Genomic DNA, 21,452 nt, shown 5'->3' on the forward strand with positions numbered 1-21,452 from the left:
AAACCCTTTAGAATTCCAGGCCGCCTTCACGTGCGGCGTCGGCCAGCGCCTTGACGCGGCCGTGATACTTAAAGCCAGCACGGTCGAAGGCCACCTGGGTGATGCCTGCTTCTTTAGCGCGTTCAGCAATCAGAGCACCCACTTTAGAGGCCGCATCTGAGTTGCCGGTCGCACCCTCGCGCAGTACTTTGTCCAGCGTAGAAGCACTGGCTAGCACTTTGCCACCATCCGGCGAGATAATCTGCGCATAGATGTGACGCGGGGTACGGTTGACGCACAGGCGATACACGCCCAGCTCGCGGATCTTTGCGCGAGCGCGGCGGGCACGACGGAGACGAGATTCTTTCTTCGCGTTCATAACCCTGCCTTACTTCTTCTTGGCTTCTTTGCGACGCACCTGCTCGTCGGCGTACCGAACACCCTTGCCTTTATACGGCTCAGGGGGACGGAAGGCGCGGATTTCCGCGGCGCACTGGCCGAGCATCTGCTTATCCGCGCTTTTCAGCACGATAACGGTGTTCTTCGGCGTTTCCGCTGAGACACCTTTAGGCAGTTCATAGTCGACCGGGTGCGAGAAGCCCAGTGAAAGATTGAGCGTCTGGCCCTTAGCTTGGGCACGATAACCGACGCCAACAATTTCGAGAGTTCTTGTGAAACCCTCGGATACGCCCGTTACCAGGTTCTGAACTAAGGCGCGGGTAGTACCGGCCATGGCCCAGCTCTTGGCAGACTCACTCGGGGCGAAGGTCAGCTGGCCATCTTCTTGACCGACCACTACATCAGAGTGGATGGTCATAGATAGCGTGCCCTGGCCGCCTTTGGCGGTCAGCTGGTCAGCATTGATTTTAATCTCAACGCCGGCAGGCACTTTAACCGGATATTTCGCTATGCGGGACATTCCAGCCTCCTAGAATACGGTGCAGATGACTTCGCCACCGACACCCGCTTGGCGCGCGGCACGATCGGTCATGACACCATTGGATGTGGTGACAATCGCGATACCCAGGCCATCGGCAACCTTAGGCAAGTTATCCTTGCCCATGTAGCGGCGCAGGGACGGCTTGGAAACCCGCTGAATGTGCTCAATGACCGGCTTACCCTCAAAGTACTTGAGAGTTACGGTTAGCTCGGGCTTAGCGCCCTCCGCTACCGCAAAGTCGGCAATGTAGCCTTCTTCCTTTAGCACTCGGGCCACTTGCACTTTCAACTTGGAGGACGGCATGGTAGCCGTCTCCTTGGTGGCCATCTGCGCATTGCGGATACGTGTAAACATATCCGCCAGAGTGTCTTGCATGCTCATTTAATGTGCGCTCCTGATAATTCTACGTGGCGTTACCAACTGGATTTTTTCAACCCAGGAACGTCGCCACGCATGGCGGCTTCACGCAGCTTGTTACGGCCAAGGCCGAACTTGTTGTAAAAACCGTGCGGACGACCGGTGATACGGCAGCGGTTACGCTGACGCACCGGGCTTGAGTCGCGCGGCAGTTGCTGCAGCTTCAGCGTCGCCTCGAAGCGGTCTTCCTCAGACGTGTTCACGTCTGAGATGATCTTCTTGAGTTCAGCGCGCTTGGTCGCATACTTCGCGACCAGCTGAGTACGCTTAAGCTCACGCTCTACCATACTTTTCTTAGCCATGATCTCGCCCCTATTTCTTGAACGGGAAGTTCAGTGCGGTTAGTAGCGCACGACCTTCCTCGTCGGTTTTGGCGGTCGTAGTGATAGTGACGTCCAACCCCCGGATGCGATCGATTTTATCATACTCGATCTCCGGGAAGATGATCTGCTCACGCACACCCATGGAGTAGTTACCACGACCGTCGAAAGACTTCGGGTTGAGACCACGGAAGTCACGCACGCGGGGAATCGCGATGTAAACCAAACGGTCCAAGAAGTCCCACATACGCTCAGCGCGCAGAGTTACCTTGATGCCGATTGGCCAACCTTCGCGCACCTTGAAGCCCGCGATGGACTTACGTGCCTTGGTCACCAACGGTTTTTGACCAGAGAGTTTCTCTAGATCGCCGATGGCATTGTCAATCAACTTTTTATCGTTGACTGCTTCGCCGATACCCATGTTCAGAGTCACTTTCGTGATCCGGGGTACCTGCATAACGTTGGCATAGCTGAACTCTTCTTTGAGTTGAGCTGCTACCTCGTTTTGATAACGTTCTTTCAAGTTCGCCATTGTGCTACCCGACTCGCGTTAGGCGTCGATCTGCGTCTGCGTCGACTTGTAGATACGTACCTTGGTACCGTCTTCCTTCACTTGGAAGCCGACGCGATCCGCCTTACCGGTCTCCGAATTGAAGATGGCTACGTTGGACGCGTGAATCGGAGCCTCACGCTCGACGATACCGCCCTGATTACCCGCCATGGGATTTGGCTTGGTGTGACGTTTAATCATGTTCACACCGGACACCAAAAAGCGGTTTTCTAATACCCGCTTAACGGTGCCACGCTTGCCTTTATCCTTCCCGGCGATGACGATGACTTCATCGTCACGTTTGATCTTTTGCATATCCGCCTCGCTCCTTACAGCACTTCAGGCGCTAAGGAAATGATCTTCATGAACTTTTCATTACGAAGTTCACGAGTCACCGGCCCAAAAATACGGGTACCGATGGGCTGTTCGTTGGTGTTATTCAACAAAACTGCCGCATTTCCATCGAAACGGATGAGCGAACCGTCGGGACGACGGACGCCACTACGGGTCCGAACCACGACCGCTTTTAGCACCTGGCCTTTTTTGACCTTGCCACGCGGAATCGCTTCCTTAACCGTGACCTTGATGATATCACCAACGCGAGCGTAACGACGATGTGAACCGCCTAACACCTTGATGCACTGCACCCGGCGCGCTCCGCTGTTGTCGGCGACATCCAGCATTGTCTGAGTCTGAATCATCGGTTTTCTCCAAACCTAATCTGACTGCACTGATTGACAGGCCTTGGGATTAACCCTTGGCGTGTTCAACCACCTCGACCAGCGTCCAGGCTTTCTTCTTGGAAAGCGGACGGCACTCCTGAATGGAAACCGTATCGCCTGCCTTAGCCTGGTTCGCCTCATCATGGGCGTGCAGCTTGGTGGAGCGCTTAACGTATTTTCCGTAGATCGGGTGACGCTCGCGCCGCTCGATCATGACGACGATGGACTTGTCCATCTTATCGCTCACCACTTTACCGGTGAGCGTACGCTTTGTGTTTTCTTCGGCCATCTCAATCACCTGCCTTCTCGTTGAGCAAAGTCTTAACGCGGGCGATATCCCGGCGGACCTGCTTGAGCAGATGAGTCTGGCTCAGTTGGCCAGTGGCCTTCTGCATGCGCAGGTTAAACTGCTCGCGGAGGAGTTCGAGGAGTTGCTCCTGGAGCTCTCCTGCGGACTTTTCACGAATTTCCTGGGCTTTCATCACATCACCGTCCGTTTCGCAAAGGTGGTGGATAAGGGCATTTTCTGTGCGGCAAGCTCAAACGCTTCACGAGCGAGCTCTTCCGACACGCCTTCAATTTCATACAGGACCCGACCCGGTTGGATCTGGGCAACCCAGTACTCAACAGAACCTTTACCTTTACCCATACGAACTTCGAGCGGCTTCTTGGAGATCGGCTTATCAGGGAAGACGCGGATCCAGATTTTACCGCCACGCTTTACGTGACGTGTGATCGCACGACGGCCTGCTTCGATCTGACGCGCAGTGATGCGGCCGCGACCAGTAGCTTTAAGGCCGTATTCCCCGAAGCTGATCTTGCTTCCGCGATGCGCCAGGCCACGGTTGCGGCCTTTCATCATCTTGCGGAATTTCATACGCTTGGGCTGTAACATCGACTCGCTCTCCCCTTACCTGGAACCTTTCTTCTTGGGCGCGTTGCCGGCAGGCTGTTGTTTAGCCTTGGCACGTACTTCCTCGATACCGCCGAGGATTTCACCCTTGAAGATCCACACTTTGACGCCGATAACGCCATAGGTGGTGTGAGCTTCGTAAGTGGCGTAGTCGATATCCGCACGCAACGTGTGCAGCGGAACGCGACCTTCGCGGTACCATTCGGTACGTGCGATTTCAGCGCCACCAAGACGACCTGACAGCTGAATCTTGATGCCACCAGCGCCAAGACGCATTGCGTTCTGTACCGCGCGCTTCATAGCACGACGGAACATGACGCGACGCTCAAGCTGACCCGCTACGTTAGCAGCGACTAGCTTGGCATCCAGCTCCGGCTTGCGAACTTCTTCGATGTTCACATGCACGGGAACGCCCATCATCTGAGTGAGATCGCGACGCAGACGGTCGACATCTTCACCTTTCTTACCAATCACGATACCCGGACGGGCAGTGTGAATGGTGATGCGGGCATTGTTCGCCGGACGCTCGATGTGGATGCGGCTAACAGAGGCGCTTTTAAGACGCTCTTCCAGGAAGCTACGCACTTCGAGATCGTTATTGAGCTTATCGGCGTAAGCGCCGCGCTCAGCATACCAGACAGAAGCATGGTCTTTGACGATGCCCAGTCGAATGCCTGTTGGATTGACTTTCTGACCCATCGGTCGACTCCTACTTCTCGGCTACCTTGACGGTGATGTGGCACGTGCGCTTCAAGATACGATCCGCACGCCCCTTGGCACGCGGCTTGATACGCTTGAGCGTCATGCCCTCATCGACGCAGATGGTCGAGACACGCAGCTCGTCAATATCCATGCCGTTATTTTCTTCCGCGTTTGCAATCGCGGATTGCAGCACCTTCTTAACCAGCTTGGCAGCCTTCTTCGGTGAGAAGGTCAGCAGGTCGAGTGCCTCGGCGACAGGTTTACCGCGCACCTGGTCAGCCACCAAACGGGCCTTCTGGGCGGATAAACGAGCGCCAAGCAGCTTAGCTGTGACTTCCATCTCTCAATCCTCTCTGGCTTACCGTTTGGCTTTTTTATCCGCCGCATGCCCGCGATAAGTGCGAGTAGCAGCGAATTCGCCCAATTTGTGGCCAACCATTTCCTCGGAGACGTGCACCGGGACGTGTTGGCGACCGTTATGGACCGCGATAGTGAGGCCTACCATATTGGGCAGGATCATAGAACGACGCGACCAAGTCTTGATCGGTTTGCGATCGTTCTTCTCCACTGCAACCTCTACCTTCTTCAAAAGATGAAGGTCAATGAAGGGACCTTTCTTTAGTGAACGTGGCACAGCCGTTACCTCTTAATGTCTTGGCAATGTAGATCAACGCGTCTTATTACGACGACGAATGATCAGCTTGTCGGTGCGCTTGTTCTTACGCGTCTTGTGACCCTTAGTCGGCACACCCCATGGGGATACCGGGTGACGACCACCACTGGTGCGGCCTTCGCCACCACCGTGCGGGTGATCGACTGGGTTCATCGCGACACCGCGAACAGTCGGACGCACACCTCTCCAGCGCTTCGCACCGGCCTTGCCAAGTTGACGCAGGCTGTGCTCTGAGTTGCTCACTTCACCCAAGGTCGCGCGGCACTCGGCCAACACTTTACGCATTTCGCCAGAGCGAAGACGCAGGGTGGCATAGTTACCTTCACGAGCAACCAGCTGGGCGCTTGTACCGGCACTGCGAGCAATCTGCGCGCCTTTACCCGGCTTGAGTTCGATGCAGTGCACCGTAGAACCCAACGGGACGTTGCGCAGCGGCAAGGCATTGCCTTTCTTGATTGACGCGTTAACACCAGATTCCAGCACGTCACCCGCGCTGACACCTTTCGGTGCAATGATGTAACGACGCTCACCATCGGCATACTTCAGCAGCGCAATGTGCGCACTGCGGTTAGGATCGTGCTCAAGACGCTCAACGGTGGCAGGAATGCCATCCTTGGTGCGTTTGAAATCGATCAACCGATAGTGGTGACGATGACCACCGCCCACGTGGCGGGTGGTGATACGACCGTAGTTGTTACGGCCGCCGGACTTGGACTGTTTTTCTAAAAGCGGTGCATAGGCACGGCCTTTAAACAGTTCCTCGCCAACGATCTTGACGACGTGGCGACGACCGGCGGAAGTGGGTTTGGTCTTGACGATTGCCATTATCCGTACTCCTGCCCTTATTCGGCGCCAGAGAAGTCTTCGAGCGTTTCACCCGCAGCCAGGGTCACATACGCTTTGCGATAACCCTTACGCAGGCCAACGCCGTTCGCAGTACGTTTTGTTTTACCCTTCATGTTCAGTACCTGAACACTACCGACCTTTTTGCCGAAAAGTGCTTCAACGGCCTTTTTGATCTCGGGCTTGGTAGCATCAGATGCCACCTTGAAAACGTACTGGTTGCGCTCGGCTGCCATTGCGGCCTTTTCGGTCACGTGCGGCCCAAGCAGAACCTTAAATACGCGTTCCTGGTTCATGCCAGCTTCTCCTCGAATTTACGCAGGGCGGAGACGGTAATCAGCACCTTATCAAAGGCTACCAGGCTTACCGGGTCAGCTGCCGCGACATCCACCACGTCAACGTGGGGAAGGTTGCGTGCGGCCAAATAGAGCTTTTCGTCAACTTCTTCAGTGACGATCAACACTTTTTCAAGGTTGAGCTCTTTTAGCTTGGCAGCTACCTGCTTGGTCTTAGGCGCATCGACGACGAACTCTTCAATCGCGACTAAACGCTCTTGACGTACCAGCTCTGACAAGATGGAGCGCATCGCTGCACGGTACATCTTGCGGTTAACCTTCTGGGTGTAGTCTTGCGGACGCGCCGCGAAGGTTACGCCACCACTACGCCATAGCGGAGAGCGGATGGTACCGGCACGTGCACGACCGGTGCCTTTCTGACGCCACGGCTTTTTACCACCGCCACGAACGTCGGAACGACTCTTTTGTGCGCGGGTTCCCTGACGACCAGCCGCCAAATAGGCAGTGACAACCTGGTGAACGAGCGCTTCGTTGAATTCTTTGCCAAAAGTGGCGTCGGCTACTTCAACGGTACCCGCGCCTGCAGCAAGATTCAGATTCATTGGTAATTATCCCCTTCAGCCTGCTTTCACGGCGCTGCGAACGATAACGTCACTACCGGGAGCACCCGGTACGGCGCCTTTAATCAGCAGCAGGTTACGCTCGGCGTCGACACGGACGATCTCAAGGCTCTGCACGGTGCAACGGGCGTTACCCATTTGACCGGCCATCTTTTTGCCTTTGAAAACGCGACCCGGAGTCTGACACATGCCGATAGAACCCGGCGCGCGATGCGACAGAGAGTTACCGTGAGTCATATCTTGGGTACGGAAATTCCAGCGTTTAACAGCACCCTGGAAGCCTTTACCCTTAGAGGTGCCAGTCACGTCAACCATTTGACCAGCTTCGAAGAGGGATACGGTGAGTTCGCCGCCTACTTCAGGAATCTCTTCGCCTTCTGCAAGACGAAATTCCATCAGTGCACGACCAGCTTCAACACCCGCCTTGGCAAACTGACCCGCTTGCGCTTTGGTGAGGTGCTTAGCTTTACGAGAGCCAGATGTGACCTGAATCGCTGCGTAACCGTCAGACTCGACAGATTTAACGCGTGTAACACGATTAGGATCAACTTCAATAACGGTTACGGGCACAGACGCGCCGTCTTCGGTAAAGACACGGGTCATCCCGGCCTTTTTACCGACTAAACCGATAGTCATACTCAGTCTCCTATAGTGTACGGGGCTATCACCCGCTATGGCTGCCCTTTCCAGAGCATTCCACTAGCACATTGTATGGCGCCTCACGGCGCGGCGGCTGCTGCTCATGCTAGCTCTTTACAAAGAACGATGAGCGCTGGGCCGCAAGTGACTAGTGTAATTAGTTGAGTTTGATTTGCACGTCAACGCCTGCGGCGAGATCAAGCTTCATCAAAGCATCAACAGTTTTTTCAGTCGGCTCAACAATGTCGAGCACACGCTTGTGCGTACGAATCTCATACTGGTCACGCGCATCTTTGTTGACGTGCGGTGAGATCAGAATGGTGTAACGCTCGCGGTTGGTCGGCAGCGGAATCGGACCACGAACCTGAGCACCAGTACGTTTAGCGGTTTCAACAATCTCCGCTGTAGACTGGTCGATCAGGCGATGGTCGAAAGCTTTCAACCGAATGCGAATCTTTTGGTTCTGCATTTGCCCTAAACTCCAATGGATGTCGACGGCGCGAGCCGTCTACCCACGCATTCAAAGGATGCGCATTATAGGCACGCCAAAAGCCCATGTCAAACATTTGCTGTTGGTGCGCAGAAAAGGGGGCTCATCAGAGCCCCCTTCATCATTCAAGCATGCTGCTTACTTGACGATTTTGGCCACAACGCCAGCACCGACAGTACGGCCGCCTTCACGAATAGCGAAGCGCAAGCCTTCGTCCATTGCGATCGGGGCGATCAAGGTAACAACCATCTGAACGTTGTCACCCGGCATGACCATTTCAACGCCTTCCGGCAGTTCACAGGTACCAGTTACGTCGGTGGTACGGAAGTAGAACTGCGGACGGTAGCCCTTGAAGAAAGGCGTGTGACGACCACCCTCTTCTTTGGACAGTACGTAAACTTCTGCTTCGAAGGTAGTGTGCGGGTTGATGGTGCCCGGCTTGGCCAGTACTTGGCCACGCTCGACGTCATCACGCTTAGTACCACGCAGCAGGGCGCCAACGTTCTCACCAGCACGACCTTCGTCGAGCAGTTTACGGAACATTTCAACACCGGTAACGATCGTTTTGGTGGTATCGCGGATACCCACGATTTCCACTTCTTCGCCCGCTTTGACGATACCGCGCTCTACACGACCGGTAACAACAGTACCGCGGCCAGAGATAGAGAACACGTCTTCGATCGGCATCAGGAACGGCTGGTCGATGGCACGCTCCGGCTCAGGGATGTAAGCATCCAGAGCTTTGATCAAATTAGCGACGGCAGTCGTACCCATGCCCTTGTCATCTTCACCGTTCAGCGCCATCAGCGCAGAGCCAGTGATGATCGGCGTGTCGTCACCCGGGAAGTCGTACTGGTCTAGAAGTTCGCGAACTTCCATTTCTACCAGCTCGAGCAGCTCTTCATCATCGACCATGTCCGCTTTGTTCAGGAACACAACGATGAACGGTACGCCAACCTGACGAGACAGCAGGATGTGCTCGCGAGTTTGCGGCATCGGGCCGTCTGCGGCAGAACATACCAGGATAGCGCCGTCCATCTGCGCAGCACCGGTGATCATGTTCTTGACGTAGTCAGCGTGTCCCGGGCAGTCAACGTGCGCGTAGTGGCGATCTTCAGACTGGTATTCCACGTGGGAAGTAGCGATTGTGATACCGCGCTCACGCTCTTCAGGAGCGTTATCGATGGTATCAAACTCACGCCAGTCGCCGCCGAAAACCTCAGCAGACACGCGGGTCAGGGCCGCCGTCAGAGTCGTTTTACCGTGGTCGACGTGACCAATGGTGCCGACGTTGACGTGCGGTTTGGAACGTTCAAATTTTTCCTTAGCCACTGCTATAACCTCTTTACGTTAGCTAACGGTTAACCGTTTTGATTGATGACGGCTTCAACGACGCTGGAGGGCGCCTCGTCGTACTTCGAGAACTCCATAGAGTAGCTCGCACGGCCCTGGGTTTGTGAGCGCAGATCGGTTGCATAACCGAACATCTCGCCCAGTGGCACCGTCGCACGAATGACTTTACCAGAAGAGGAGTCATCCATACCCTGCACCAGGCCGCGACGACGGCTCAGGTCACCCATGACGTCACCCATAAATTCTTCGGGGGTCACGATTTCGACCTTCATCACCGGCTCCAGCAGCACGGCCTTGGCCTTCCTGGCACCTTCTTTTACTGCCATAGAAGAAGCAATCTTAAACGCAGTCTCGTTGGAGTCTACGTCGTGGAAGGAGCCATCAAACAGCGTTACTTTAACGTCGATCATCGGGTAACCCGCGATGACGCCGTTTTTGAGCTGCTCAAAAGCACCCTTCTCAACCGCGGGAACGTATTCCTTGGGAACCGCACCACCCACGATCTCAGAGTTGAACTTGAAGAACAGTTCGTCTTCGCCTTCACCCTTCTCTTCTGCTGTCAGCGGCTCGATACGCAGCCATACGTGACCATACTGACCACGACCACCGGACTGACGTACGAACTTGCCTTCTTGCTCAATGCTGCCGCGAATCGTTTCGCGATAGGCAACCTGAGGCTTACCGATATTGGCTTCAACCTTAAACTCGCGACGCATACGGTCAACGAGGATATCCAGGTGAAGCTCACCCATGCCAGAAATAATCGTCTGGCCGGTTTCTTCGTCGGTTTTGACCTGGAAGGAAGGGTCTTCTTGAGCAAGCTTGCCCAACGCAACACCCATCTTCTCTTGGTCTGCCTTAGATTTAGGCTCTACAGCAACCGAGATAACCGGATCCGGGAACTCCATGCGCTCGAGAACGATCTTGTTATCGATGTCGCACAGGGTATCACCCGTGGTGACGTCTTTCAGACCGATACAAGCAGCGATGTCGCCCGCCAGAACTTCTTTGATCTCTTCACGGGAATTGGCGTGCATCTGAACGATACGGCCAACGCGCTCTTTCTTCTGCTTAACGGAGTTATAGACACCGTCACCAGATTTAAGAACACCCGAGTAGACGCGAATAAAGGTCAGCGTACCAACGAAGGGGTCAGTGGCGATCTTAAACGCCAGGGCCGCAAACGGCGCACTGTCATCAGCTTCACGGGTATCAACGGTGCCGTCTTTATCGTCGAGCTCACCTTCGATCGCCTTAACTTCCGTCGGCGAAGGCATGTATTCGATAACGCCATCCAGCACTGCTTGAACGCCTTTGTTCTTAAAGGCAGAACCACAGGTAACCAGAACGATATCGTTAGCCAGGGTGCGCGCACGCAGACCGGCCTTGATCTCTTCAACCGATAGCTCACCGCCTTCAAGGTACTTTTCCATCAGCTCGTCAGAGCCTTCGGCAGCAGCTTCGACCATCTCTTCGCGGTACTTTTCTGCTGTTTCTTGTAGCTCAGCAGGAATGTCCGCGAGGTCATAATTCATACCCAGGCTTTCCTCGTCCCACAGGATAGCCTTCATCTGAATCAGATCAATAACGCCTTTAAAGTCCTCTTCCGTGCCCCAGTTAATCTGGATTGGCACAGCTTTGGCACCCAAACGCTCTTTCAACTGCTCGACAACCATGAAGAAGTCAGCGCCGGTACGGTCCATCTTATTGACGAAAACCATGCGCGGAACTTCATACTTGTTGGCTTGGCGCCATACTGTTTCGGTCTGCGGCTGAACGCCGGAAGAACCACACAGTACAACAACCGCACCATCGAGTACGCGCAGAGAACGTTCAACTTCAATGGTGAAGTCAACGTGCCCCGGGGTGTCGATAATATTGATACGGTGCTCAGGGAACTGCTTGTTCATGCCCTGCCAGAAACAGGTAGTTGCAGCTGAGGTGATAGTGATACCACGCTCCTGCTCCTGCTCCATCCAGTCCATGGTCGCAGCACCGTCGTGTACTTCGCCCACTTTGTGGGAGAGACCGGTGTAGAACAGTACACGCTCAGTCGTCGTGGTTTTACCCGCGTCGACGTGAGCGACGATACCGATATTACGGTAGCGATTTAGTGGAGTCTTGCGTGCCACGGTGAAACTCCCGTTTGTTGGCGATGCTCGTTAATTTAGCGGCGTATGCAAGCGAGGTTTATGCGGCCACCGCTACCACTGCATCATGGTAGCGGCTGAGTGTTGCAACTTTTGAATTGCAACAACGCGACTCAGCAAACATTTCACCATGCTGAACAACGTGCATATATAAACCAGAAAGCCGTACTTAAAAACGCCGTACAAAGAAACGCCGATTTTAGAAACGCTGACCTTAAAAACGCCGACCTTAAAAACGGTAGTGCGAGAAGGCCTTGTTGGCTTCTGCCATGCGATGCACGTCTTCGCGCTTCTTAACGGCAGAACCTTTACCTTCAGCGGCATCCAGCATTTCACCCGCCAGACGCTGAACCATGGTTTTCTCACCGCGACGACGCGCCGCGTCCACCAGCCAGCGCATTGCCAGCGCTTGACGGCGAGACGGACGTACTTCAACCGGCACCTGATAGGTCGCACCACCAACGCGGCGCGACTTCACTTCGACCATCGGCTGGATGGCTTCCAGCGCTTTGTCGAAGATCTCCAGCGGATCTTCTTTACTACGCTCGGCAACCTTGTCCAACGCACCGTAGACGATACGCTCAGCTATGGACTTCTTGCCGCTGACCATCAGGTGGTTCATGAACTTCGCCAGACGCTCACTTCCGAACTTAGGATCCGGCAGAATCTCGCGTTTAGCTACTACTCTTCTTCTAGGCATGATAAGCCCTCAATTAAGGATCTTTCAGGTAAACCCGGAACTCATGCAACCTGTGTACGCTATTCAAGTACCACAAGTGCAGCCCGACCTTACTCTTATCAGACCGTCAAATTCGTGAAAATCGTTACTCAGCATGCCCTTTTGACGGGGCGACGCTGCACAGCTGACCTAGCCCTAGGACTTAAAACTTAGGACTTAGGACGCTTAGTACCGTATTTAGAACGACCCTGACGACGATTTTGAACGCCAGAGGTGTCAAGGGCGCCACGAACGGTGTGATAACGCACACCTGGCAAATCCTTTACACGACCGCCGCGAATCAAAACGACAGAGTGTTCTTGAAGGTTGTGACCTTCACCACCGATATAAGAAGACACTTCAAAGCCGTTGGTAAGGCGCACACGGCAAACCTTACGCAGAGCCGAGTTAGGCTTCTTCGGGGTGGTGGTGTAAACGCGCGTACAAACGCCACGTTTTTGCGGACAGGCCTGCAGCGCTGGCACGTCACTTTTTGTGACGGGGCGCTTGCGCGGCTTGCGCACTAGCTGATTAATCGTTGCCATGGTGTTTAGCTGACTCCAATGGTTGCCTTGCCTTTTAACAAATGCGGGCAGCGGATGCGGGCGCACCCACCCCACTGTTAAAGGCTGCGCATTCTAAAGGCTGACCCTAGGTCGCGTCAAGCCTTGCCGGCGGTTTTACCGGCAAGGTGACACTTTTTCAGGTCAGCTATTCGTTTTACTTACTCATGTTACCTACTGCTTTAGGCGCCAAATCTACAGCTCGTCGTCAGAATCGAGAGCGGTCAACTGTGCACCCAGCTCCTGTTCGACTTCGGTAGCCGAAGGATTGAACAGTTGCTCAACGTCTTCGCGCTTGCGACGACGTTCTGCGTGGTGAGTCAAGCCCGTACCGGCCGGTATCAGGCGACCAACCACCACATTTTCTTTCAGGCCGCGCAGGTAATCGCGCTTGCCAGTCACCGCCGCTTCGGTCAGTACGCGGGTTGTCTCCTGGAAGGAGGCCGCGGAAATGAACGACTCGGTGGCCAGGCTGGCCTTGGTGATACCCAGCAGCATACGCTGATACTTGGCCGGGAATTTCTTCTCTTTTTCAAGACGTTCGTTCTGTTCCAGCACGCGAACCAGTTCAGCCTGGTCGCCCGTGATGAAGTCAGAATCGCCCGAGTCAGTAATCTCTACCTTACGCAGCATCTGACGCACAATGACTTCGATGTGCTTATCGTTGATGCCTACGCCCTGCAGACGATAAACGTCCTGTACTTCGGCAGTGATGTACTTGGCGAGCTCCTCAACACCCAGCAAGCGCAGGATATCGTGCGGATTGCTCGGCCCATCGGAAATCACCTCGCCCTTCTCGACGGTTTCGCCTTCGAAGACGGCAATTTGACGCCATTTCGGAATCAGCGCTTCAAACGGATCGCCAGATTCCGGGGTAATGGTCAGACGACGCTTACCTTTGGTCTCTTTACCGAAGCTGATCACACCGCTGATCTCGGCCAGGATCGAGGACTCTTTCGGCTTACGCGCTTCAAACAAGTCAGCAACCCGCGGCAGACCACCGGTGATGTCTTTGTTCGCCGAGGCTTCTACCGGGATACGGGCAACCACTTCACCCACCCCGATCGTCACACCATCGTCGACCGAAATAATCGAGTTGCCCGGAAGCAGGTACTGAACCGGGGTGTTGGAGCCCGATACAGAGACGTACTCGCCCGAGCTGTCTTGCAGCATGACCATCGGGCGCTTGTCGCGACCGGCCATGGGACGTGCTGCAGACTCGATCACCTCGATAGAGGAGAGGCCGGTCATCTCATCGACGCTGCGGTGCATGGTGACACCCTCGTCGAGATCGATGAACTGCGCCTTACCTTCTACTTCGGCAACGATCGGGTGAGTGTGCGGATCCCATTTGGCGACCGTCGCACCAGCGTCGACCACGTCGCCGTCGCGTACAGAAAGCTCAGCACCGTAAGGGAGCTTATAGTACTCACGCTCACGGCCATGGTCGTCAGCAACGGCCAGGGCGCTGGAGCGAGATACGACAACCAGCTTGCCGTCGGCACGCTCTACATGCTTGATGTTGTGCAGACGAACCTTACCGCCGTGCTTCACTTGTACGCTATCCACAGCAGACGAACGCGATGCCGCACCACCGATGTGGAAGGTACGCATGGTCAGCTGGGTACCCGGCTCACCGATGGACTGTGCGGCGATAACGCCGACGGCTTCACCGATGTTGACCTGATGGCCACGGGCCAAGTCACGGCCGTAACAGGAGGCACACACGCCGTGTGCGGTCTCACAGGTAATCGTAGAGCGAACGATGATCTCGTCTACACCCATGGTGTCGAGCTCGGCACACCATTTCTCGTCGAGCAAGGTGCCTTTCGCGATCAAGACTTCACCGCTGCCAGGGTGAACCACATCCTGGGCGACTACACGACCAAGCACGCGCTGGGAAAGCGGTACGATAATGTCGCCGCCTTCGATGATCGGGTGCAGGGTCAAGCCATTTTCGGTACCACAGTCGACTTCGGTGATGACCAGGTCTTGCGCTACGTCTACCAAGCGACGGGTTAGGTAACCGGAGTTGGCGGTTTTCAACGCCGTATCCGCAAGACCTTTACGTGCACCGTGGGTCGAGATGAAGTACTGCAGTACGTTCAGACCTTCACGGAAGTTGGCGACGATCGGCGTTTCGATGATCGAGCCATCCGGCTTGGCCATCAGACCACGCATACCCGCCAACTGACGGATCTGGGCAGCACTACCACGGGCACCGGAGTCGGCCATGATGAAGACGCTGTTGAACGAGTCCTGCTCAACTTCGTTGCCATCACGATCGATGACGGTCTCTTTAGAGATACCCACCATCATCGCCTTGGCGACTTTGTCGTTGGCCTTGGACCAGATATCGATAACCTTGTTGTACTTCTCGCCCGCTGTTACCAGGCCAGAAGAGAACTGGTCTTCGATCTCTTTAACTTCGGCTTCCGCTGCATCAACGATTTCAGTTTTTGCTTCGGGAATAACGAAGTCGTTAACACCGATTGAGGCGCCGGACCAGGTCGCGAGACGGAAACCGGTATACATCAGCTGGTCAGCGAAAATGACGGTCGGCTTGAGGCCGGCACGACGATAAACTTCGTTGATCAGGCTAGAGATCGCCTTCTTCTTCATCGGCTGGTCGATCAGCTCGAAAGGCACACCTTCGGGCAGAATGCGGAACAGCAGTGCACGGCCTACCGTCGTATCGTAAATACGGCGGTGGAAGCTACGCTCGCCGCTCTCTTCTTCGATATCGATTTCGTCCAGACGCACTTTGACCCGGGCGTGCAGCGATACTGACTGGGTACCAAACGCGCGCTCAACTTCATTAAGGTCAGAGAACACCATGCCTTCGCCTTTGGCGTTGATCTTTTCGCGGGTCATGTAATAGAGACCCAGTACAACGTCCTGGGACGGCACGATGATCGGCTCGCCGTTAGCGGGCGAAAGCACGTTGTTGGTGGCCATCATCAGCGCACGCGCTTCGAGCTGGGCTTCCAGGGTCAGCGGCACGTGTACCGCCATCTGGTCACCGTCAAAGTCGGCGTTGTAGGCGGCACATACCAGCGGGTGCAGCTGAATCGCTTTACCTTCGATCAGCAGCGGCTCAAACGCCTGGATACCCAGACGGTGAAGCGTGGGGGCGCGGTTAAGCAGTACCGGGTGCTCGCGGATAACATCGGCAAGGATGTCCCACACTTCCGGCAGCTCGCGCTCGACCATCTTCTTGGCGGCTTTGATCGTGGAGGCATAGCCCAGCGACTGCAGCTTGGAGTAGATAAACGGCTTGAACAGCTCAAGCGCCATTTTCTTGGGCAGACCACACTGGTGCAGACGCAGGGTCGGACCAACGGTAATTACCGAGCGGCCCGAGTAGTCGACGCGCTTACCCAGCAGGTTCTGACGGAAACGACCCTGCTTACCTTTGATCATGTCGGCGAGCGATTTCAGCGGGCGCTTGTTAGAGCCCGTGATCGCGCGGCCACGACGACCATTGTCGAGCAGTGCATCGACGGCTTCCTGCAGCATACGCTTCTCGTTGCGCACAATAATGTCCGGCGCATTGAGATCGAGCAGACGCTTCAGGCGGTTGTTACGGTTGATTACACGACGGTAAAGGTCGTTGAGATCGGAGGTCGCGAAACGGCCACCGTCCAGCGGTACCAGCGGACGCAGATCCGGTGGCAGCACGGGCAGCACTTCCATGACCATCCACGCCGGCGCGTTACCGGAGTGGTAGAAGGCTTCAAGCAGCTTGAGGCGCTTGGAGAGCTTCTTGATCTTGGTTTCGGAGTTAGTCTGCGGAATCTCTTCGCGCAGGTGGTTAATCTCTTCTTCCAGATCGATATCTTTGAGCAGCTCCTGAACGGCTTCGGCACCCATGCGGGCGTCGAAGTCATCACCGAACTCTTCCAGTGCTTCAAAGTACTGCTCGTCGTTCATCAGCTGACCACGCTCCAGCGTGGTCATACCTGGATCGATAACGACAAAGCTTTCGAAATACAGCACGCGCTCGATATCACGCAGGGTCATATCGAGGAACATGCCGATACGCGACGGCAGTGACTTCAAAAACCAAATGTGTGCCACCGGCGAAGCGAGCTCGATGTGCCCCATGCGCTCACGGCGCACGGCGGCCTTGGTCACTTCTACGCCACACTTTTCGCAGATGATACCGCGGTGCTTCATGCGCTTATACTTGCCGCACAGGCACTCGTAATCCTTAACCGGGCCAAAAATCTTGGCGCAGAACAGGCCATCCCGCTCCGGTTTAAAGGTACGGTAGTTGATGGTCTCAGGCTTCTTCACCTCGCCAAACGACCAGGAGCGAATCATGTCCGGCGACGCCAGGGTAATCTTGATCGCGTCAAACTCTTCGGACTGAGACTGCGATTTGAGTACTTTCACCAAATCTTTCATGGGACGGCTCCTAGCTCTCTAACTCGATATCGATGCCCAGCGAGCGGATTTCCTTCACGAGTACGTTGAAGGATTCCGGCATGCCTGCCTGCATGGTGTGGTCGCCATCCACGATGTTTTTGTACATCTTGGTGCGGCCTTCGACGTCGTCCGACTTGACGGTGAGCATCTCTTGTAGCGTGTATGCAGCGCCGTAAGCTTCCAGCGCCCACACTTCCATCTCACCGAAGCGCTGACCACCGAATTGCGCCTTACCACCCAAGGGCTGCTGGGTAACCAGCGAGTAAGAACCAGTAGAACGCGCATGCATCTTGTCGTCTACCAAGTGGTTAAGCTTCAGCATGTACATGTAGCCAACGGTGACCGGACGGTCAAAAGCATCACCGGTACGGCCATCGAACAGGGCCATCTGACCCGACTCGGGGATGTCCGCCAGCTTCAGCAGGTGCTTGATTTCGTGCTCTTTAGCACCGTCAAACACCGGCGTGGCCATAGGCACACCACCTTTGAGGTTCTTCGCCAGGGCGATGATCTCGTCATCCGTCAGGGAGTCGAGATCTTCAACGCGCGTACCTTGCGTATTGTAGATCTGCCCCAGGAAATCACGGATCTCGGCCACTTGCTGTCCACGTGCGTCGCGCAGCATGGCTTCGATCTTGACGCCCAAGCCACGTGCCGCCATACCCAGGTGGGTTTCCAAAATCTGACCGACGTTCATACGCGACGGTACGCCCAGCGGGTTCAGCACCACGTCGACCGGCTCGCCCTTTTCATCAAACGGCATGTCTTCGATGGGCATAATCGCCGAGATAACACCTTTGTTACCGTGACGACCGGCCATCTTGTCACCCGGCTGGATGCGACGCTTAACAGCCATATAGACTTTGACGATTTTTAGCACGCCCGGTGCGAGATCGTCGCCCTGGGTCAGCTTGCGCTTCTTATCTTCAAAGCGCTCGTCCATCTCTTTACGACGGGTTTCCAGCTGTTCGTCGGCCTGTGCCAGCAGCTCGTTGTAGGACTCATCCTGCATGCGCAGTTTGAACCACTGCTGACGCGGCAATTCATCCAGGTATGCCTCGTCGAGCACGTCACCTTTCTTGAGGTTCGGGCCGCCGTTAACAGCCTGACCGTCAAGGGTACGCTTTAGACGCTCAAAAGTGGCGTCTTCGGCGATACGGTAAGTCTCTTGGAGATCCTTACGAACTTCGTCAAGCTGAGTGCGCTCGATCGACAGGGCGCGTGAATCTTTCTCAACGCCGTCACGAGTAAACACCTGAACGTCGATGACCGTACCTTTCATGCCTGTCGGGGCACGCAGGGAAGTGTCTTTAACGTCAGACGCTTTCTCGCCGAAGATGGCACGTAGCAGCTTCTCTTCAGGCGTCAGCTGGGTTTCACCCTTCGGCGTTACTTTACCGACCAGAATATCGCCCGGGCCGACTTCGGCACCGATGTAGACAACGCCCGCTTCATCCAGCTTGGAGAGCGCAGACTCGCCCACGTTAGGGATATCGGAGGTAATTTCTTCCGAGCCCAACTTGGTGTCGCGGGACACACAGGTCAGTTCCTGAATGTGGATCGTGGTGAAACGGTCTTCTTGAACGACCCGCTCGGAAAGCAGGATGGAGTCCTCGAAGTTGTAACCGTTCCAGGGCATAAACGCGATGCGCATGTTCTGGCCCAGCGCCAGGTCGCCCATATCCACCGACGGGCCGTCAGCGAGAATATCGCCACGTGCCACGCTGTCGCCAGGCCGCACGATGGGGCGCTGGTTCATACAGGTGTTCTGGTTCGAGCGGGTGTACTTGGTCAGGTTGTAGATATCAACGCCGGCTTCACCGCCGATGATTTCATCTTCATTAACCCGTACCACCACACGACGCGCATCGACGGAATCAATCACGCCGCCGCGATTGGCCACCGCACAGACGCCGGAGTCACGGGCAACAAAGCGCTCCATGCCCGTACCTACCAGCGGCTTATCGGCACGCAGGGTCGGTACCGCCTGACGCTGCATGTTAGAACCCATCAAGGCGCGGTTGGCGTCATCGTGCTCCAGGAACGGAATCAATGCCGCTGCGACTGATACAACCTGACGTGGCGACACGTCCATTAGCGTCACTTGCTCAGGACGCATAAAGGTCGTTTCACCGCGGTGACGAACCTGAACCAGGTCATCACTTAACTTGTTGGACTCATCTACCGCTGCTGATGCCTGGGCGATAACGAAATCGCCCTCTTCGATCGCCGAGAGGTGAACGATGTCGTCGGTCAACTGACGATCAACCACTTTACGGTACGGCGTTTCGAGGAAACCGTAGCTGTTAGTGTGGCTGTAAGTGGCCAGCGAGTTAATCAGACCGATGTTCGGGCCTTCTGGCGTTTCGATCGGGCATAGACGCCCGTAGTGCGTGGCGTGAACGTCACGTACTTCGAAGCCAGCACGCTCACGGGTCAAACCACCGGGGCCGAGTGCCGACACACGACGCTTGTGGGTAACCTCAGAAAGCGGGTTGTTCTGATCCATAAACTGCGAAAGCTGGCTGGAACCGAAGAACTCCTTCACCGCCGCCGCGACCGGCTTGGCGTTGATCAAGTCTTGGGGCATCAGGCCTTCGCTTTCCGCCATGGAAAGACGCTCTTTCACGGCGCGCTCTACACGCACCAGGCCTACGCGGAACTGGTTCTCTGCCATCTCGCCCACACAGCGAATACGGCGGTTACCCAGGTGATCGATATCGTCAACGTCACCGAAGCCGTTACGGATACTGATCAGCTCGCGCAGCACATCAAGAATGTCTTTGCGATCCAGTACGCCGGAGCCCGTATCAGTATCACGACGCAGGCGACGGTTGAACTTCATGCGGCCAACGCCAGACAGGTCGTAGCGGTCCTCAGAGAAGAACAGGTTGTTAAACAGCGTCTCGGCAGACTCTTTGGTGGGCGGTTCGCCGGGACGCATCATGCGGTAAATTTCGACTAACGCTTCAAGCGCGGAATTAGTAGCATCCAGCTTCAAGGTGTCGGAAATGAATGAACCGCAGTCGAGATCATTGGTGTAGAGCGTTTTCACCAAGGTAATGCCACCCTGGGCCATGCGCTCAAGCACCTCGGGAGTGATCTCGGTATTACACGGGCAGATCAGCTCGCCTGTTTTGGAGTCGATTTGATCTTTAGCCAGCGTTTTGCCGAACAGGTACTCCATCGGCACGTCCAGACGCTCAAGGCCGGCTTTTTCAAGCTGACGAATGTGCTTCTGGGTAATCCGACGCCCCTCTTCAACGATCACATTGCCTTCGCCATCCTTGATGTCGAAAGTAGCTGTCTCGCCGCGCAGGCGCGACGGAACCAACTCAACATAGAAACCGGATTTCTCAATGTGGAAGACGCTGGTTTCAAAGAACTCGGCCAGGATCTCTTCGGTGTTCATCCCCAGCGCACGCATCAGTACCGAGGCCGGCAGCTTGCGGCGACGGTCAATACGTACGAAAACGTTATCCTTGGGGTCAAACTCGAAGTCTAACCAGGAGCCACGATAAGGAATCACGCGAGCTGAATAGAGCAGCTTGCCGGAAGAGTGGCTCTTACCTTTGTCGTGATCGAAGAACACACCGGGCGAGCGGTGGAGCTGGGAGACGATAACCCGCTCAGTACCGTTGATAACAAAGGTACCGTTCTCAGTCATCAGGGGGATTTCCCCCATGTAGACTTCTTGCTCTTTAATATCTTTAATTGCTTTGTTCGAGGAGTCGCGATCATAGATGATCAAGCGAACCTTGACGCGCAGCGGGGCGGAGTAAGTCACGCCGCGCAGCTGGCACTCCTTAACATCGAACGCCGGCGTACCGAAGCGGTAGCTGACATACTCAAGCGCTGCATTGCCGGAGAAGCTCTCAATCGGAAACACGGACTTGAATGCCGCGTGCAGACCGACCTCGTGACGCTCGTCGGGCGAACGATCTTGCTGGAGGAAGTCGTAATAGGAATCAAGCTGGATCGCCAGCAAGTAAGGCACATCCATCACTTGGGGCAGTTTGCCGAAATCCTTGCGGATGCGTTTTTTCTCAGTATATGAGTAAGCCATCTGTATTCCCCAGCTTGTTCACCATGGGTGACCGATGCGTGGTCATCGCTGCCCGGCGGGCTTCGTC

25 protein-coding genes are annotated in these 21,452 nt (G+C 55.4%); 1 reads left to right on the top strand and 24 read right to left on the bottom strand.

The features are described from left to right. Positions 1-7: 7 nt before the first annotated feature. From rplR to fusA, 20 genes are all read right to left on the bottom strand, one after another. Positions 8-358 (bottom strand): 50S ribosomal protein L18, encoded by a 351-nt coding sequence (rplR, locus tag HALTITAN_RS19680; RefSeq protein ID WP_022520865.1) that lies wholly within the window; start codon positions 356-358, stop codon positions 8-10. A gap of 9 nt (positions 359-367) precedes the next feature. Continuing rightward, positions 368-898 carry a 50S ribosomal protein L6 gene (rplF, locus tag HALTITAN_RS19685; protein ID WP_009288139.1) on the bottom strand — a complete coding sequence of 177 codons (531 nt, stop codon included), beginning with the start codon at positions 896-898 and terminating at the stop codon, positions 368-370. A gap of 9 nt (positions 899-907) precedes the next feature. Continuing rightward, positions 908-1,300, bottom strand: coding sequence for a 30S ribosomal protein S8 (rpsH, locus tag HALTITAN_RS19690; protein ID WP_007111993.1), 393 nt, complete (start codon positions 1,298-1,300; stop codon positions 908-910). 32 nt (positions 1,301-1,332) lie between these two features. Next, complete coding sequence (rpsN, locus tag HALTITAN_RS19695; RefSeq protein WP_022520866.1) at positions 1,333-1,638, bottom strand: 30S ribosomal protein S14; 306 nt, start codon at positions 1,636-1,638, stop codon at positions 1,333-1,335. Positions 1,639-1,648: 10 nt separating this feature from the next. Continuing rightward, positions 1,649-2,188, bottom strand: coding sequence for a 50S ribosomal protein L5 (gene rplE, locus HALTITAN_RS19700; RefSeq protein ID WP_007111995.1), 540 nt, complete (start codon positions 2,186-2,188; stop codon positions 1,649-1,651). A gap of 18 nt (positions 2,189-2,206) precedes the next feature. Then, on the bottom strand, positions 2,207-2,521 hold the full coding sequence (gene rplX / locus HALTITAN_RS19705; protein ID WP_007111996.1) for a 50S ribosomal protein L24: 315 nt from the start codon (positions 2,519-2,521) through the stop codon (positions 2,207-2,209). A gap of 14 nt (positions 2,522-2,535) precedes the next feature. Next, a complete protein-coding gene (rplN, locus tag HALTITAN_RS19710; RefSeq protein ID WP_008959163.1) occupies positions 2,536-2,907 on the bottom strand; it encodes a 50S ribosomal protein L14 in 372 nt (123 codons plus the stop codon). Positions 2,908-2,956: 49 nt separating this feature from the next. Continuing rightward, a complete protein-coding gene (gene rpsQ, locus HALTITAN_RS19715) occupies positions 2,957-3,217 on the bottom strand; it encodes a 30S ribosomal protein S17 (RefSeq protein WP_007111998.1) in 261 nt (86 codons plus the stop codon). Between the two features lies 1 nt (position 3,218). Further along, a complete protein-coding gene (gene rpmC, locus HALTITAN_RS19720; RefSeq protein WP_007111999.1) occupies positions 3,219-3,410 on the bottom strand; it encodes a 50S ribosomal protein L29 in 192 nt (63 codons plus the stop codon). After that, positions 3,410-3,823: a 50S ribosomal protein L16 gene (gene rplP, locus HALTITAN_RS19725; RefSeq protein ID WP_007112000.1), complete on the bottom strand. Its 414-nt coding sequence runs from the start codon at positions 3,821-3,823 to the stop codon at positions 3,410-3,412. The genes rpmC and rplP overlap by 1 nt, the downstream gene beginning before the upstream one ends. 15 nt (positions 3,824-3,838) lie before the next feature. After that, complete coding sequence (rpsC, locus tag HALTITAN_RS19730; protein WP_009288141.1) at positions 3,839-4,540, bottom strand: 30S ribosomal protein S3; 702 nt, start codon at positions 4,538-4,540, stop codon at positions 3,839-3,841. Between the two features lie 10 nt (positions 4,541-4,550). Further along, on the bottom strand, positions 4,551-4,883 hold the full coding sequence (rplV, locus tag HALTITAN_RS19735; RefSeq protein WP_007112002.1) for a 50S ribosomal protein L22: 333 nt from the start codon (positions 4,881-4,883) through the stop codon (positions 4,551-4,553). An 18-nt stretch (positions 4,884-4,901) separates the two neighbouring features. Beyond that, positions 4,902-5,177: a 30S ribosomal protein S19 gene (rpsS, locus tag HALTITAN_RS19740; protein WP_013330996.1), complete on the bottom strand. Its 276-nt coding sequence runs from the start codon at positions 5,175-5,177 to the stop codon at positions 4,902-4,904. A 33-nt stretch (positions 5,178-5,210) separates the two neighbouring features. Beyond that, positions 5,211-6,041 carry a 50S ribosomal protein L2 gene (rplB, locus tag HALTITAN_RS19745; RefSeq protein ID WP_008959166.1) on the bottom strand — a complete coding sequence of 277 codons (831 nt, stop codon included), beginning with the start codon at positions 6,039-6,041 and terminating at the stop codon, positions 5,211-5,213. Between the two features lie 17 nt (positions 6,042-6,058). After that, on the bottom strand, positions 6,059-6,355 hold the full coding sequence (gene rplW / locus HALTITAN_RS19750) for a 50S ribosomal protein L23 (protein WP_008959167.1): 297 nt from the start codon (positions 6,353-6,355) through the stop codon (positions 6,059-6,061). After that, complete coding sequence (gene rplD, locus HALTITAN_RS19755) at positions 6,352-6,957, bottom strand: 50S ribosomal protein L4 (protein ID WP_007112005.1); 606 nt, start codon at positions 6,955-6,957, stop codon at positions 6,352-6,354. The genes rplW and rplD overlap by 4 nt, the downstream gene beginning before the upstream one ends. Before the next feature lie 15 nt (positions 6,958-6,972). After that, on the bottom strand, positions 6,973-7,611 hold the full coding sequence (rplC, locus tag HALTITAN_RS19760) for a 50S ribosomal protein L3 (RefSeq protein ID WP_009288142.1): 639 nt from the start codon (positions 7,609-7,611) through the stop codon (positions 6,973-6,975). A gap of 160 nt (positions 7,612-7,771) precedes the next feature. Further along, positions 7,772-8,083, bottom strand: coding sequence for a 30S ribosomal protein S10 (gene rpsJ / locus HALTITAN_RS19765; RefSeq protein ID WP_007112007.1), 312 nt, complete (start codon positions 8,081-8,083; stop codon positions 7,772-7,774). Positions 8,084-8,242: 159 nt separating this feature from the next. After that, positions 8,243-9,436: an elongation factor Tu gene (gene tuf / locus HALTITAN_RS19770; RefSeq protein WP_009288143.1), complete on the bottom strand. Its 1,194-nt coding sequence runs from the start codon at positions 9,434-9,436 to the stop codon at positions 8,243-8,245. 29 nt (positions 9,437-9,465) lie between these two features. Continuing rightward, a complete protein-coding gene (fusA, locus tag HALTITAN_RS19775; RefSeq protein WP_009288144.1) occupies positions 9,466-11,589 on the bottom strand; it encodes an elongation factor G in 2,124 nt (707 codons plus the stop codon). A 99-nt stretch (positions 11,590-11,688) separates the two neighbouring features. Here fusA and HALTITAN_RS26410 point away from each other — a divergent pair, with 99 nt between their 5' ends. Beyond that, on the top strand, positions 11,689-11,904 hold the full coding sequence (locus tag HALTITAN_RS26410) for a pentapeptide repeat-containing protein (RefSeq protein WP_083868854.1): 216 nt from the start codon (positions 11,689-11,691) through the stop codon (positions 11,902-11,904). Here HALTITAN_RS26410 and rpsG read toward each other — a convergent pair. From rpsG to rpoB, 4 genes are all read right to left on the bottom strand, one after another. Continuing rightward, positions 11,837-12,307, bottom strand: coding sequence for a 30S ribosomal protein S7 (rpsG, locus tag HALTITAN_RS19780; protein ID WP_009288145.1), 471 nt, complete (start codon positions 12,305-12,307; stop codon positions 11,837-11,839). The genes HALTITAN_RS26410 and rpsG overlap by 68 nt on opposite strands. Positions 12,308-12,495: 188 nt before the next feature. Next, positions 12,496-12,870, bottom strand: a complete 375-nt coding sequence (rpsL, locus tag HALTITAN_RS19785; protein ID WP_008959173.1) for a 30S ribosomal protein S12 — start codon at positions 12,868-12,870, stop codon at positions 12,496-12,498. Between the two features lie 213 nt (positions 12,871-13,083). After that, positions 13,084-17,298, bottom strand: coding sequence for a DNA-directed RNA polymerase subunit beta' (gene rpoC / locus HALTITAN_RS19790; RefSeq protein ID WP_009288147.1), 4,215 nt, complete (start codon positions 17,296-17,298; stop codon positions 13,084-13,086). Positions 17,299-17,308: 10 nt separating this feature from the next. After that, positions 17,309-21,385, bottom strand: coding sequence for a DNA-directed RNA polymerase subunit beta (rpoB, locus tag HALTITAN_RS19795; RefSeq protein WP_009288148.1), 4,077 nt, complete (start codon positions 21,383-21,385; stop codon positions 17,309-17,311). Positions 21,386-21,452 lie beyond the last annotated feature (67 nt).

It is taken from the genome of Vreelandella titanicae BH1 (assembly GCF_000336575.1).
GTDB classification, from domain to species: Bacteria; Pseudomonadota; Gammaproteobacteria; order Pseudomonadales; family Halomonadaceae; genus Vreelandella; species Vreelandella titanicae.

Coding starts and splice junctions, on each gene's coding strand:
- rplR (WP_022520865.1), bottom strand. CDS start 358: ATGAACGCGAAGAAAGAATCTCGTCTCCGTCGTGCCCGCCGCGCTCGC.
- rplF (WP_009288139.1), bottom strand. CDS start 898: ATGTCCCGCATAGCGAAATATCCGGTTAAAGTGCCTGCCGGCGTTGAG.
- rpsH (WP_007111993.1), bottom strand. CDS start 1,300: ATGAGCATGCAAGACACTCTGGCGGATATGTTTACACGTATCCGCAAT.
- rpsN (WP_022520866.1), bottom strand. CDS start 1,638: ATGGCTAAGAAAAGTATGGTAGAGCGTGAGCTTAAGCGTACTCAGCTG.
- rplE (WP_007111995.1), bottom strand. CDS start 2,188: ATGGCGAACTTGAAAGAACGTTATCAAAACGAGGTAGCAGCTCAACTC.
- rplX (WP_007111996.1), bottom strand. CDS start 2,521: ATGCAAAAGATCAAACGTGACGATGAAGTCATCGTCATCGCCGGGAAG.
- rplN (WP_008959163.1), bottom strand. CDS start 2,907: ATGATTCAGACTCAGACAATGCTGGATGTCGCCGACAACAGCGGAGCG.
- rpsQ (WP_007111998.1), bottom strand. CDS start 3,217: ATGGCCGAAGAAAACACAAAGCGTACGCTCACCGGTAAAGTGGTGAGC.
- rpmC (WP_007111999.1), bottom strand. CDS start 3,410: ATGAAAGCCCAGGAAATTCGTGAAAAGTCCGCAGGAGAGCTCCAGGAG.
- rplP (WP_007112000.1), bottom strand. CDS start 3,823: ATGTTACAGCCCAAGCGTATGAAATTCCGCAAGATGATGAAAGGCCGC.
- rpsC (WP_009288141.1), bottom strand. CDS start 4,540: ATGGGTCAGAAAGTCAATCCAACAGGCATTCGACTGGGCATCGTCAAA.
- rplV (WP_007112002.1), bottom strand. CDS start 4,883: ATGGAAGTCACAGCTAAGCTGCTTGGCGCTCGTTTATCCGCCCAGAAG.
- rplB (WP_008959166.1), bottom strand. CDS start 6,041: ATGGCAATCGTCAAGACCAAACCCACTTCCGCCGGTCGTCGCCACGTC.
- rplW (WP_008959167.1), bottom strand. CDS start 6,355: ATGAACCAGGAACGCGTATTTAAGGTTCTGCTTGGGCCGCACGTGACC.
- rplD (WP_007112005.1), bottom strand. CDS start 6,957: ATGAATCTGAATCTTGCTGCAGGCGCGGGTACCGTTGAAGTAGCCGAC.
- rplC (WP_009288142.1), bottom strand. CDS start 7,611: ATGACTATCGGTTTAGTCGGTAAAAAGGCCGGGATGACCCGTGTCTTT.
- rpsJ (WP_007112007.1), bottom strand. CDS start 8,083: ATGCAGAACCAAAAGATTCGCATTCGGTTGAAAGCTTTCGACCATCGC.
- rpsG (WP_009288145.1), bottom strand. CDS start 12,307: ATGCCTAGAAGAAGAGTAGTAGCTAAACGCGAGATTCTGCCGGATCCT.
- rpsL (WP_008959173.1), bottom strand. CDS start 12,870: ATGGCAACGATTAATCAGCTAGTGCGCAAGCCGCGCAAGCGCCCCGTC.
- rpoC (WP_009288147.1), bottom strand. CDS start 17,298: ATGAAAGATTTGGTGAAAGTACTCAAATCGCAGTCTCAGTCCGAAGAG.
- rpoB (WP_009288148.1), bottom strand. CDS start 21,385: ATGGCTTACTCATATACTGAGAAAAAACGCATCCGCAAGGATTTCGGC.